Origin of the sequence: Klebsiella sp. GB_Kp047 (assembly GCF_040065235.1) — a bacterium.
GTDB lineage: Bacteria > Pseudomonadota > Gammaproteobacteria > Enterobacterales > Enterobacteriaceae > Klebsiella > Klebsiella quasipneumoniae.
Map to the genome: position 1 here is coordinate 1 of NZ_JBEAJG010000001.1, position 12,980 is coordinate 12,980.

The 12,980-nt window shown below is 65.8% G+C and carries 13 protein-coding genes; 1 reads left to right on the forward strand and 12 read right to left on the reverse strand.

Going from position 1 to position 12,980, the window contains the following annotated elements:
* Positions 1–206 precede the first annotated feature (206 nt).
* The 4 genes from ABLV76_RS00005 to nifL all read right to left on the reverse strand — a co-directional run bounded on the left by ABLV76_RS00005 (position 207) and on the right by nifL (position 5,348).
* Positions 207–722 (reverse strand): nitrogen fixation protein NifQ, encoded by a 516-nt coding sequence (locus tag ABLV76_RS00005; protein ID WP_062914136.1) that lies wholly within the window; start codon positions 720–722, stop codon positions 207–209.
* A complete protein-coding gene (nifB, locus tag ABLV76_RS00010) occupies positions 722–2,128 on the reverse strand; it encodes a nitrogenase cofactor biosynthesis protein NifB (RefSeq protein WP_004203575.1) in 1,407 nt (468 codons plus the stop codon). Before nifB ends, ABLV76_RS00005 begins: the two co-directional genes overlap by 1 nt.
* A 164-nt stretch (positions 2,129–2,292) precedes the next feature.
* Positions 2,293–3,867 (reverse strand): nif-specific transcriptional activator NifA, encoded by a 1,575-nt coding sequence (nifA, locus tag ABLV76_RS00015; RefSeq protein WP_004203574.1) that lies wholly within the window; start codon positions 3,865–3,867, stop codon positions 2,293–2,295.
* A complete protein-coding gene (gene nifL, locus ABLV76_RS00020; protein WP_032456836.1) occupies positions 3,864–5,348 on the reverse strand; it encodes a nitrogen fixation negative regulator NifL in 1,485 nt (494 codons plus the stop codon). Before nifL ends, nifA begins: the two co-directional genes overlap by 4 nt.
* Positions 5,349–5,667: 319 nt before the next feature.
* Between nifL and ABLV76_RS00025 the strand changes: the two genes are divergently transcribed.
* The gene (locus ABLV76_RS00025; RefSeq protein ID WP_004203572.1) at positions 5,668–6,198 is read left to right on the forward strand and encodes a flavodoxin; all 531 of its coding nucleotides are present in this window, start codon (positions 5,668–5,670) and stop codon (positions 6,196–6,198) included.
* Positions 6,199–6,220: 22 nt separating this feature from the next.
* On the opposite strand, the gene nifM is transcribed toward ABLV76_RS00025, so the two are convergent.
* The 8 genes from nifM to nifN form a co-directional block, all read right to left on the reverse strand.
* Positions 6,221–7,021: a nitrogen fixation protein NifM gene (gene nifM / locus ABLV76_RS00030; RefSeq protein ID WP_004203570.1), complete on the reverse strand. Its 801-nt coding sequence runs from the start codon at positions 7,019–7,021 to the stop codon at positions 6,221–6,223.
* Complete coding sequence (locus ABLV76_RS00035; protein WP_004203569.1) at positions 7,021–7,464, reverse strand: nitrogen fixation protein NifZ; 444 nt, start codon at positions 7,462–7,464, stop codon at positions 7,021–7,023. Before ABLV76_RS00035 ends, nifM begins: the two co-directional genes overlap by 1 nt.
* Positions 7,461–7,718, reverse strand: coding sequence for a nitrogenase-stabilizing/protective protein NifW (locus ABLV76_RS00040; RefSeq protein WP_004203568.1), 258 nt, complete (start codon positions 7,716–7,718; stop codon positions 7,461–7,463). Before ABLV76_RS00040 ends, ABLV76_RS00035 begins: the two co-directional genes overlap by 4 nt.
* Positions 7,719–7,720: 2 nt before the next feature.
* Positions 7,721–8,863 carry a homocitrate synthase gene (gene nifV / locus ABLV76_RS00045; protein WP_032456840.1) on the reverse strand — a complete coding sequence of 381 codons (1,143 nt, stop codon included), beginning with the start codon at positions 8,861–8,863 and terminating at the stop codon, positions 7,721–7,723.
* Positions 8,864–8,878: 15 nt separating this feature from the next.
* Complete coding sequence (gene nifS / locus ABLV76_RS00050) at positions 8,879–10,081, reverse strand: cysteine desulfurase NifS (RefSeq protein WP_032456832.1); 1,203 nt, start codon at positions 10,079–10,081, stop codon at positions 8,879–8,881.
* A 15-nt stretch (positions 10,082–10,096) separates the two neighbouring features.
* Complete coding sequence (gene nifU, locus ABLV76_RS00055) at positions 10,097–10,936, reverse strand: Fe-S cluster assembly protein NifU (protein WP_004203564.1); 840 nt, start codon at positions 10,934–10,936, stop codon at positions 10,097–10,099.
* 194 nt (positions 10,937–11,130) lie between these two features.
* On the reverse strand, positions 11,131–11,601 hold the full coding sequence (locus ABLV76_RS00060; protein ID WP_004203562.1) for a NifB/NifX family molybdenum-iron cluster-binding protein: 471 nt from the start codon (positions 11,599–11,601) through the stop codon (positions 11,131–11,133).
* Positions 11,588–12,973: a nitrogenase iron-molybdenum cofactor biosynthesis protein NifN gene (gene nifN, locus ABLV76_RS00065; RefSeq protein WP_135683282.1), complete on the reverse strand. Its 1,386-nt coding sequence runs from the start codon at positions 12,971–12,973 to the stop codon at positions 11,588–11,590. The genes ABLV76_RS00060 and nifN overlap by 14 nt, the downstream gene beginning before the upstream one ends.
* Positions 12,974–12,980 lie beyond the last annotated feature (7 nt).

The following is a 12,980-nucleotide window of genomic DNA, read 5'->3' on the forward strand; positions in this document are numbered from 1 at the left end:
ATGCGGGCTGCCCCGGCCTTCCGGGAACGTCTCAGCGATTTTGAGGCCGCCAGCACCGGCAGTTTCAGTCACGCAAGTGGGTAAATCAAGGACAGGTCGCACGAACCCTGTAGGCCGGGTAAGCGAAGCGCCACCCGGCAGATATTCGCGTAAAGCGGTAAAACAGAAGCAGTATTGGGTTAGCGGTCAGGACACCTGCGGGTTGTTTATTGCGGCGGCGGTTCGAAGCAGAGGCTGCGCTCCAGGCACTCGTCGCAGCTCGGCGAGCGGCAGACGATCTCCCCCTGCGACTGCAGGCAGCGCTGGCGATAAAAGAACTTTTTCCAGCGCATATGGTGGACGTTCTGCGCCACCAGCTGCGGAAAGCAGTCACGCATCAGCCGGCCCAGTTCCGCCCGCGAATCCAGACCCAGATCCTCCCACAGATGATTAAACGCCAGCGCCGCCCCGGCGACGATCGGCGCCATCGGTTCGGCTCCCGGCGCCATCCACTCCGCCAGCCACCGCGCCAGCTGGCGGCGCTCTTCGTCGCGGGTGGCATTCAGCTCCGTCATCAGCCGGCGGCGGCTCAGCGCCTCGCTGTCCAGCGGCGTCGCCATCTCACCCAACCGCTGCTGCAGGGCCAGCCACGCCTCGACGCTCAGACCCATCCGCAGCGGAAAGCAGCCTTTTCCGGCGTGATACAGTTGCCACAGGCGGGTCAACCAGTCGACCGGCGCCATCAGGCGACCCCCTGACGCAGACGCGATGCCGCCAGGCTCTGTCGCCGCCGCTGCCACCAGGCGGGCAGCACCTCGGCGACCGACCGCCACGCGCCGTCCACCTGCGGCTCAATGCCCTGTCGCTCGAGCTGTTGCCATGGCGTATGGCCGATACGCACGCAGAACACCGCTTTCACGTCGGCGAGCAGCGCGAGGAGCGCCGCCAGTCTGGCCTCGTTCTCCTGCGGTTCGCACTCCTCCGCGCCGCGGCAATATTTCGGCGTAAAGCGCTCGCCTACCAGCACCATGCCGGCGGCCGACAGGCTGTAGATCGAGAAGCGGTCGGCATGGCCAAAATGACAATCAATCACCTCGCCGCGGCTGGAGGCTACCGCCACCAGACAGGCGTCATCCGCCTCCGACTCTCCCCGGGTGGCGAGGCTGGCATGAAGTTCGGCGCGTTGGTGGAGGATGGGCAGCCAGTCGGGGAGGCTGTCCGGGTCCGGAAGCTGGGTAAACTGCTGGCTGCGATCTTCGCCCAGCATGCCGATGGCGTCGGCGCGGCACTGGTGGCAGTGGGTCATCTGCGGCATCGCTGCCCCGCACTGGCTGCGGATCGCGGCGAGCATCCCGGCGTCTGGCTCTGGCTGGCCGTTGAGGCCAAAGACCGTGCCGTGCTCCGGTCTGGCAATCAGCGGCATAATATTGTGAATAAACGCGCCGCTTTCCCGCAAACAACGGCTGACCTCGGCCATGCCGCTGTCGTTGATCCCCGGGATCAGCACCGAGTTTATCTTGACCAGCACCCCGGCGTTGGTTAGCCTGCGGACCCCCTCCAGCTGGCGGGCTATCAGGATCTCCCCGGCTTCCCGGCCGCGGTAGCGTTCGCCGTCGAGCCACAGCCAGGCGTAGATTTGCCCGGCGATCTCGGCATCCAGAGTGTTGATGGTCACCGTAACGTGATCCACGCCGACCTCCAGCAGGCGATCCACCGCGTCGGGCAGCATCAGCCCGTTGGTCGACAGGCATAATTTCAGGTCCGGAAGCTGGTCGCGGACCAGCTCCAGGGTGCGGAAGGTGCGGGTCATATTGGCCAGCGGATCGCCGGGCCCGGCAATGCCAACCACCGACAGCTGCGGGATGGCCTGGGCCACCTGGCGCACTTTCAGCACCGCCTGCTCGGGAGTCAGCAGCGTCGAAGACACCCCGGGGCGGGATTCATTGCTGCAGTCGAATTTACGGTTGCAGTAGTTGCACTGCAGATTGCAGGCCGGGGCGACCGGGAGATGCATCCGGGCGAAACGGTGGTGCCCGCTGCGGGAGTAGCAGGGGTGCGCGGCGACCTTATCGGCCACCCGCGGCGCTAACGCGCTGGCGTCCGCCGACTGACAGGCGTTGCCGCCGGAAAAAGAAGAGCAGGAAGTCATGGTCGTACCTTCTTGGTTGGGCGATACCTTCCTGCTGCAAAGGGCATACCAGAGAGGTTTTTTTTATCTTTCTGAAAAGAAAGGTGTTATTCCGCATCCCTGCGGCAAAATATTGTCGTGTTCCCGCCGCACGGGCGACAATGTCCTGAACCTGACACCGCGGCCTACAGACGCGGCAGGGTGATATCCATGATCTGGATCCGGTAGGCGACCTGGCGCGGCGTCATCCCCAGCAGCCGCGCCGCCTTGGCCTGCACCCAGCCGGCTTTTTCCAGCGCGGCGATCAGCCGCTGGCGTTCATCCAGGCTGTTGTCCAGCCAGCTGTCTTCCGCTGGCCCGCTGGCGGGCAGGGCTTTGGCCGGACGTTCCTGGTGGGTGAAGAGGATCACGTCGCGATCGATCAGGCCGCTCTCGGACATCACCGCCGATCGTTCGAGGCAGTTCTCCAGTTCGCGGACGTTGCCCGGCCAGCTGTACTCCATCAGCAGGCGGATCGCCCCCTCGCTGATCCGCAGCGTGCGCCCCTGATGCTGGCCAATTTTGCGCACCAGAAAGTGCGCCAGCTCGGCGATGTCCTCCTGACGCTCGCGCAGCGGGGGCAGGGCGATGGGCATCACGTTCAGGCGATAGTAAAGATCCTCGCGGAAGTGGCCCAGCCGGACCTCCTCCTCCAGGTGGCGGTTGGTGGCAGCGATGATGCGGACATTCACCCGCAGGGTCTCATCGCCGCCGACCCGCTCCATCTCCCCCTCCTGGAGGATGCGCAGCAGCTTAGCCTGGAATGAGGCGCTGCTTTCGCCAATCTCGTCGAGAAACAGGGTGCCACCATCCGCCAGCTCAAAACGCCCCTTACGCTGGCGCACCGCCCCGGTAAAGGCGCCTTTTTCATGGCCGAACAGTTCGCTTTCCAGCAGGTTGTCCGGCAGCGCCGCGCAGTTAAATTTGACGAAGGCGGCGCCAGCCCGCGGCGAATGGTGGTGGATGGCATTGGCGATCAGCTCCTTCCCGGTGCCGCTTTCGCCGCGCACCAGCACGGTGGTGTCCCAGCGCGAAACCTGGCGGATCACCTCCACGATCTGGCGCATCGCCGGGCTCTTGCCGACCATATTGTCAAGGCCCACCCCGCGCGACGACGAGCAGGCCGGCGGCCGTTCCACCTTCGGCGGCTGGCGGCCCGGCAGGGTGGCGGAGGCCGGGAGGATCATCAACCGGATGGTCTGGGCGATGAGGTTGGCGACGGTTTCGAGAAAGCGGGTGCAGGCCGGCAGCCGCTCTTCCTGGCGCGCCATCGGCTGGGCCGCCAGCACTCCCATGGGCCGGGCGTTGGGCCCCATCAGCGGCACGGCGATAAACGGCAGGTCATAATCGTAGAGGCTCAGACGGTCGAGAAAACGCTGATCGTCGGCGACCCGCGGCAGCACCAGCGACTGCCCCTGGGCCAGCACCGTCCCCACCAGCCCCTCGCCGGGACGATAGCGGATCTGCGCGCTGCCGGGGAGGGTCTGCTGCTCGGTTTGCTGCAGCGCTTCGATACTGAGGATCTCCTGCTCGCTGTCGTAAAGACAGATCATCCCGTGCTGCATAAAGGCATCGTTGTGCAATACGCTGAGCACCTCCTGTAGCGTTTTGCTGGCCTCGGTGGCGCGGCTCAGCACCACGCTTATCCGCTGCATGGCGGTGAACTGCTGAGAGAGGTCGAAGCGTCTGACGGTGGTGTCCGGGTCGGATTCGGGGATCATGCTTCACCTCCGCTCAGGGTGTTAAACAGCGGGAAACGCAGGGTCAGGCAGGTGCCGCCCTGCGGACGGGAAGCCAGCTCGATGGCTCCGCGATGGTGCGCCACCAGGGTCTGGATCAGCCGCAGCTCCATGCCTTTGCCCGGCGAGTTCAGCGCGTCGGGGGAGTGGGCGTAGCGCACCTGCAGCAGCGGCACGTTGTCGGTCAGGTACAGCGCCAGCCAGCCGTCGTTTTCCTCGGCATAGAGCTGCATCGCCAGCGGGACGGAAGGCAGCTCGGCGGCGAGCGCCAGGGTGCGGTCGAGCCACAGGCTTAAGCACGCCAGCAGCTGAGTGCGCTGGCCAAAGCCGATCAGATGCGGTGAGGCCATGTCCAGCTGTAGCCCCTCGGGATCGAAGCGGGTGCGGTAGAGGGCGCACAGGTCGTCGAAAAAGGGCTGCAGCGGCCAGACTGCGGGGCTTTCGAGTTCCAGCGACGGGCGACAGCGCTGGAGCCGGGCCATCGCCTCTTCCCCTTCTCGCCAGGCGGCCTCCAGCGCCACGTTGCCGCTGCTCTCGCCGTTCAGCCGACGGGCCGCCGCCAGCATGTTAATCGGGCAGTTCAGCTGGATCAGCGCGGCGTCCAGCGACTCGCGGATCGCCGCCAGCAGCTTGCCGGCGGTCATTTGCTGCTTCAGCCGGTCGAGGCGCCCCTGCTCCTGCTGCTGGCGCTGCTGGGTACAGTCGGCGATCACCACCAGGCTTCGCGCCAGGGCGCTGTCGATAAAGTAGCGGCTGGCCTCTTCGCTGACGCCGGGCAGCGGCCAGCAGGTCACCGACAGCCAGCGCGCGGCCCCGCGGATCGCCACCGGCAGGATCTGTTCCACGCCGGGCGTCATTCGGCCAGGGGAGACCTGCAGCTCGGTGAGCAGCTCCCGGCCGCCGCAGTCGGCGCAGAAGGTTTTATAGGCGAGGTTGTCCATCACCACCCGATCCTGCTCGTCCACCACCACCACGGCGGCGGGAATATTATTCAGCACCGCCTCCATCAGGGTCATATGGTTGCGCAGCCGCTGTTCGAGGGTGTAGCTGACGCTGATATCCCGCTGCATCGCCAGATAGTGCTCCAGTTCCCCCTGCGGACTGAGCACCGGAGTGATGTCAATCTCCACCAGGTACAGGCCGCCGTCACGCCGCTGGTTAATCAACTGGCCGCGCCACGGCTGACGCTGGAGCAGGGTGTGCCACATCTCCTGATAGATCTCGCGCGGCGTCTGGCTGCTGGCCAGCAGGCGCGGGTTCTGATTTAACAATTGCGCCAGCGAATAGCCGGTCTGGCGGCAAAACGCCGGGTTGGCGTAGATGATCCTGGCGCTGGCGTCGGTGAGGGAGATCGCCACCGAGGCCTGTTCCACCATGGTAAAAAACAGCCCCGGATGTTGTTGAGTCAGCGCGCCGGCGATGGCTTCCGGCGCGGCGTTATCGAGCATCATATTCAGGGTCATCGTAAACTCCTGTGTCGCAGTTATGACAAATTGTCCGACACCCTGCGCGGATCGCGGCGGGCTGAGCCGAACCCGGATAACCATGCAAACTGTGCGCCCTTATCGAAACGACCGAACGAAACATTGATCCGACAGGGGGAAAATCCGCTGATTTTTACCTTTCGGCCCGCCGGGGCCGCCTTTCGCGGGCGCTGCTGCGGCGGGAAGCGATCCTGATGGGGCAGGGATGGGCCGTCACGGTGCAGGGCAACCTGGCACAGCCTTCGCAATACCCCTGCGGTTATCCCTATTTCCGACACCATTCCGACAGGAGCGTACTATGGCGAACATTGGCATTTTCTTTGGCACCGATACCGGTAAAACCCGCAAAATCGCGAAAATGATCCACAAGCAATTAGGGGAGGCCGCCGCCGCCCCGGTCAATATTAACCGCGCCACGCTGGCGGACCTGCTGGCCTACCCGGCGCTGCTGCTGGGCACGCCGACGCTTGGCGACGGCCAGCTGCCGGGCCTTGAGGCCGGGGGCGAGAGCGAGTCGTGGGCGGAATTTCTTCAGACCCTCGGCGACGTCAGCCTGCAGGGGAAAACGGTGGCGCTGTTTGGCCTCGGCGATCAGCGCGGCTATCCCGATAACTTCGCCAGCGGGCTGCGGCCGCTGTACGACGCCCTGCGCGCCCGCGGGGCGACGATGATCGGCAGCTGGCCGAACGAGGGGTATGAGTTCAGCGCCTCATCGGCGCTGGAGGGGGAGCGGTTTGTCGGGCTGGTGCTGGACCAGGATAACCAGTTCGACGAGACCGACGCGCGTCTGGCGACCTGGCTTGAGGAGATTAAACCGCATCTGCTGTAGGCGATGGCGGGTAGCCTGTCGGCTACCCGCACAGCCCCGGCTGGCGCGCTAACATCTCAGCCAGCCACTGGCGCTGGTGGCGGCGCTGGCTCTGTTGACTGAGGTAATCGCGGGCGCTTTCCAGCGCCTGCTCAGGCGTCATCGGCGCGGCGGGGCGGATGGCTTCGCACCATACCAGGTGCCAGCCCAGCTCGCTGGCCACCGGCGCGCTCAGCGCGTTTTCCGTCAGCGCAAACAGGGCCTCCTCCAGCTGCGGATAAAGCAGCCCCCGGCCGATCCACCCCAGCAGTCCGCCGTCCAGCGCGCTCGGACAGTGGGAGTGTCGCTGGGCCAGCGGCGCAAACGCCTCGCGGGAGGCCGCGATTTGCCCATGAAGCGCCTGGATGCGCGAGTAAACCGCCTGCTCATCGCCATCGACGGTGAGCAGCAGATGGCGGGTCAACCGCTGTTCCGGGCGGATAAACTGCGCCTGATGCCGCAGATACCAGGCCTGCACCGTGGCGGGATCCGGCTGCGGCGCCTGGCTGGCAATCCCGGCGAAGGCGGTTTCCAGCCGGGCATGATGCAGGACGATCGCCGCCCGCTCCGGCGGCGTAAACCCGCCCTCATCCAGCCAGGCGCCCAGCGAAGCGGCGAGGCCTTCCCGTAGCGCGGCGGGGATCGCCTCCGCCGCGACCTGGGCGACCAGCGCCTGCTCCACGCTGGCCTGACGCTGCCAGGCCGCCTCGAAGGCCTCCCGGTCCGCCGCGGCGATGGCCGCCGGTTCGCAGTTCCAGCGGCTCTGCGCCAGCCGCCGCCGGCCAAATCGTTGCCATGGCTGCATTATTCTTCCTCCTCTGCCAGGGCCAGCGCGGTCACCGGCACCTGGAACCAGCGGCCGCCGAAGTCGACGATATAGCCGTCGCCGCGCTCGCCCCGATCGGTGGCTTCAATGCGCCCCTGCTGACCGACGTTGACCACCACTTCGCCCTGCAACGTCAGCGCCGTCTGGCAGGTGACGTTATCGCCATACTGCAGATTCCCCGCCAGCCAGGGCCGATCGCCGGCAATCAGCTCCTGTTCGCGGCAGCCGACAACCCGGTCACAGTCCGGGAAGTGGATCTGGTAGATGATCTGGTCCTGCAAGAACACCCCCCAGTCGCGGACATAGCCGATGCTGCCCCGGCGCACCAGCAGGGCGCCGGATGGCAGGCCCGCATAGGTGCCATCGTTGCGGATGGCGCGCACGACGCGGACCGCTTCGCTAAAGGTGAATGTGGGTCTCATGGCCTGTTCTCCTCGAACTGTTGCTGATAACTCTCCGCCAGCAGCCGGCGCGCCAGCAGCCAGTGCGCGCGCGGGTTCTCCTCCAGCTGGTTGAGCAGAGGCACTTCCGCCTTCAGCTTACGGTGAAAGGCGGCCAGCACCGGCAGGCTGCAATGGGCCAGACGCTCGGGCTGGTAGGGAACGGCGAAAAACTGAAAGAAGGCGTCGGCGGAGCGCAGGTCGTCTACGCCGGGGATCTGATAAAACCACTCCATGCTTACCCCCTGGCCTGCAGCGTTTCGGCGCCGCAGAGCGCGTGAAAGATTGCCGCCAGCTCATCATCCCGCGGGCTGCGTTTACCGGTTTCCGCAAAGTGGCGGAGCGCGGGCAGCAGCTGGTCAATTTGCGCTGACGTCAGGTGATAGCCCATCCGGTCGAAGACGCCGTTAACCGCCTGGCGACCAGAGTGTTTGCCCAGCACCAGCCGATAGCCGCGGCCCAGCAGGGCGGGGTCGATCGCCTGATAGCTCTCGCTGTCGCGCAGCAGCGCCGCGACGTGCACGCCGGATTCGTGGGTAAAGACCAGCTCACCCACCAGCGGCTGCTGGGGGTCCACCGGGCGGCGGGTGGCGAGGGCCACCTGTTCGCACAGCGCCGGCAGGGCGGTGAAACGCACCCCGGTCTCGACGCCCAGGCAGCGCTCCAGCCCGAGCGCCACGGTCTCCAGCGCCGCGTTGCCCGCCCGTTCGCCCAGGCCCAGCACGGTGGTGTTCACGCTGGTGGCCCCGGCGCGGACCGCCGCCAGGGTGTTGGCGGTAGCCAGGCCCAGATCGTTATGGGCGTGCATCTCGAGTTCGCCGGGCCAGACGCGGCGCAGGGCGGCGATCTGCGCCGCGGTAGTGAACGGGTCGAGGATACCGAGGGTATCGGCATAGCGCAGACGGGTGGCTCCCGCCTCGCCAGCCTGCCGGGCAATGTCCTGCAGCGTCGCGTCGCTGGCTCGCGAGGCGTCCTCACAGCCAATGCAGACCTTCAGGCCAAGGGTGTGGGCGAGGTGGATCAGGGCCGCCAGCCGCTCCAGCAGCAGCGGTAAGCTCTCGCGCAGTTTGTACTGCCGCAGCTTGTCGGAGGCGGGAATGGAGATATCCACCCAGTCCATGCCCAGCTCGGCGCTCTGGCGAATTTCGCCGGCCTGCATTCGGCACCAGGTCATCAGCGTGGCGCCCGGGAGCTGACGGCGCACCAGCCGGATACGGGCGCACTCCTCCTCGCCCATCGCCGGGGTGCCGACCTCCAGCGCCTCGATCCCCGCCGCGTACAGCGCCTCGGCGATGGCGATTTTTTCGCTGGCCTGGAAGGCCACGCCGGGACTCTGTTCGCCATCGCGCAGGGTGGTGTCATTGATCAGTACGCGTCCCATTTTCGTCTCTCCGTCTTAACCGTAGACCGGCGTGAAGGCGCCATCCTGCAGGTGCGGCTGGCCGTTTCGCCAGTAGGGCGACAGGGCGCGCAGCCGGTCGATAATGGGCGGCAGGGCGGCGATGACGTAGTCGATCTCTTTTTCCCGGGTGTAGCGCGAGAGGGAGAAGCGAACGGTGCCGTGGGCCGCGGTGTAGGGGATATTCATCGCCCGCATGACGTGCGACGGCTCCAGCGAGCCGGAGGTGCAGGCGCTGCCGCTGGAGGCGGCGATCCCGGCCTGATTCATCAGCAGCAGGATCGCCTCGCCTTCAATGCACTCGAAGGCCAGATTAAGCGTGCCGGGCACCCGCGGCTGGCTGCCGCCCATCACCGTTACCGCCGGGATAGTGGCCTGGAGATGGTGTGCAAGGCGATCGCGCAGCTGGCTAATCTGCGCCATGCCCGGGAGATGGACCTGCGCCAGCTCGCTGGCGGCACCCATCCCGACAATGCCGCTGATATTTTCCGTACCGGCCCGCCGGCCATGCGCCTGGTGGCCGCCGCGCAGCAGCGGGCGAAACCGCGTTCCCCGCCGCAGCCAGAGGCAGCCCACCCCTTTGGGGCCGTGGAATTTATGCGCCGAGCAGGAGAGCATATCGATCCGCGTCTGGCTGAGCGCCATCGGGATTTTGCCCACCACCTGCACGGCGTCGCAGTGAAACAGCGCGCCCTGCTCATGGGCCAGCTCCGCCAGCTCGGGCACCGGGAACATGACGCCGGTTTCGTTATTGGCCCACATAATGCTGACCAGCGCCACGCGCGGGCTAAGCGCCGCCCGAAACTGCGCCATATCGAGGGCCCCCTGCCGATCCACGGCGATACGGTGGATCAGGTATCCCTGGCGCTCCAGCTGTTCGCACACCGCCAGGGTGGCGGGATGTTCGACCACGCTGGTGATGATCTCGCGCCGCTCCGGCATCAGGGCCACCGCCGAGGCGATGGCGGTGGTGGTGGCCTCGGTGGCGCAGGAGGTAAAGATGATCTCGCTGGGGTAGTCGGCTCCGAGCAGGGCGGCCACCTGTTGGTGCGCCCGTTCAAGGGCGGCCTGCGCCGGCAGACCAAAATCGTGTATCGAGGAAGGGTTGCCGTAAAAGTCGGTCAAAAAGGGCATCATCGCGTCGAGAACCATCGGGTCGAGACGGGTGGTGGCGTTGTTATCGAGATAAACAGGTTTCATCGTATCCCCCTTGGGTTAGTTAACCGCGGCCGGGGCCGCCACCACGTCCATGTAACTTCCGGTACGCTCCATCAGCTTCTGCTGCAGCCAGGCGAGGGTCATGTCGGTCATCATGCAGCCGCTGCAGCTGCCGGAGAGGCTGACGGTCACCTGGCGCGGGGTGACGCTCACCAGCGTCATGTCGCCGCCGTCGGCCTGAATGTGCGGGCGCAGCTCGTTGATGGTATCGACCACGCTTTGCCAGTGCGCATCCTGGGTCGTCTCCGCCGGCAGGGGGGCGGGCGGCTGTTGGGCGAGGATCGCCGCCAGCGCCAGCTCAATTTTTTCATGGCAGGCGGTACAGCCCCCGCCGGCCTTGGTGTAGTTGATCACTTCCTCGAGGGTGGTCAGGCCGTTGTTCACCACGGCCCGGCGAATATGCCCTTCGTCGACGCCGAAGCATTTACAGATCAGCTTGCCCTCCTCATGCTCCTCCTCAAGGCTTTCGCCGCGAAAATGGGCGATGGCCGCACGCAGCGCCTCCTGGCCCATCACCGAGCAGTGCATTTTCTCCGGCGGCAGACCGTCGAGGTAGTCGGCGATCTGCTGGTTGGTGATCTGCCCGGCTTCGGTCAGGGTGTGGCCGATAATCAGCTCCGTCAGCGCGGAAGAGGAGGCGATGGCGCTGCCGCAGCCGAAGGTCTGGAAGCCGGCCTCCTCGATGATCTCGGTGTGCGGATCAACCCGCAGCATCAGGCGCAGCGCATCGCCGCAGCTTAATGAACCCACATCGCCCACCGCGTTGGCGTTGTCGACCACGCGCGCGTTGCGGGGATGAAAAAAATGGTCTTTCACTTTCTCGGAGTAGTTCCACATGCTGTCAGCTCCAGGGATGATGACGAAAACGCCGGGGCGCGGTGCACCGCGGACTGGCGGTGGTACTGTTCCCCAAGCAATTGCAGTACCAACGCATAAAAACCTTATTTATTAATTATCTGGCTGAATCAGCTCCCCCGACAGAGCCGACACTGTTGTGGCGTTTTGTGGGCTTTGTCACATAAACGACAGGCTCAGGGCTGCGGGTCGGGCTCCTCCCGCCATGTCTGCTCCTCCAGCAGGCGGTTAAAGCGCTGCGGGTCGCGTTGCCGCGTGCTGCGGCGCTGCGCTTTTTCATACCAGGAGAGCTGGATCTCCTGCAGTAAGCCGAGGATGGTGGTCTGGTCGGGAACCCGTTCGGCGCGGACGCCCACCTGCAGCAGCTGGCGAAAAACCGCCTCGCCAATCGCCACGCAGAACAGGGTGACGCAATCCTCCAGGGCGTGGACACGCTCGGCTATCTTCTCCGTCTGATGGCCGCTGACGACCGGGAACTCCACCACCCGCAGCAGGGTGACTCGATCCGCCTTGACGCCGTAGACCACCAGCCGCGGCGTGGCGCCAAAATGCTGATCGACGTGGCGGTAATCGGAGCTGGCGAAGGCGACTTTCATCGACCACTCGTCGGCGTGGACCATCTCAAACTGTCGGTTAATGGGCGGCATAAGTGTCTCCTGAAGCCGGCTGGGGGTCGGCGCCCTGGCGAAGCGGCGAGCGGTAGAGGGCGGTGTGGTGATGGCGGTCGCGCAGCAGATTGGCCAGCTCAAACAGCGTGTCGCGCATGCCGGGGTACCCCTGGCGGACCCGGCGAAACTCGCCGAGCCGGTCGAAAAGGGGAAAGCCGACGCGGATCAGCGGCAGGGCAAACTGCTCCGCCAGATCGCGGGCGTGCGAGTTAGCCACCAGCAGATCGGCGGGTTGGTGGCTCAGCAACTGCTGGAGATCCTCAAGATCCCCCGGCACCACCTGCTCGACCGGCAGCTGGCGCAGGCTGGGGTGGCTGGTGGGGGCGACCAGCGGGCCGGGCTGGATCCCCTGGCTGCGGGCGAAATCACACCATGCCGCCAGCAGGTCGCCCTCCGCGGCCATCGCCATGCGCTGGCCCTGCAGCCACATATGGCAGTCGATCATCGCATCCTGCAGCTGGCCGCGCTGGCGCTCAATCCAGGCCGGTACGCGGCGTCCGGACAGCTTCGCCAGCTGATGGATAAAGGTATCGCAGTGGTCGAGAGTCATCAGGTGCGGCAGGGCGATCACGTCCCCCCGGCTGCGCTGGCTCAGGAGGGATGCCGCCCGCTGCATTGACACGCCGATGGCGAAGCTGCCCAGACTCTGGCCCATCTGCGCAATCTGGCGCAGCGAGGCGCCGCCCTGGGTCAGGGGCGTAAAATCCCCCTGACCGAGGTGGCCATCCATCGACAGCGAGAGGTCCGGCAGGACCACCGGCTGCAGGCCAAAGGCCTCCACGCAGCGGCTCAGCCATTCGATATCCCCTGGCGAACAGAGGTGGCTGACCAGCAGGTTGACCCGCCGGGGGCGCTGCCCCGGCCGCGGCGTCGGCGCCACCCACTGCTCGATGATGCTCTCGATCACCGCGCTGTAGCCGTTTTCCATAGAGCCAAAAAAATCCGGGGTGTTGACGGTGAGGATCGCCACCCCGTTATGGCGGGGATGCGCCTCGCGAAACTGGCGCACCACCCGGGCGATATCGCTGCCCTGCGCTTCCGCCAGACCGGTGCTGAGCAGCACGATGGCCTGCGGACTGTGGCGCTGGCAGAGGGTGTCGAGCGCGGTGAAGATATTGCCGTCGGCCCCCATGATCGTGGCGGTCGGATCCATGGCCGTCGACTGCAGCGGCACCGGGTCATGGAAATGCTGAATAAAGAAAACTTTGGCGAAGGCGCTGCAGCCCTGGGCGCCGTGGACCAGCGGGATGGCCTGGGCCAGCCCGAGGCTGGCGAGGATCGCCCCGAGCGGTTGCCCGGTTTTAATCGGGCTCACCGCCAGCGGTTTTTCGCTACGGATAAGGTCTGCCATGGTGTTC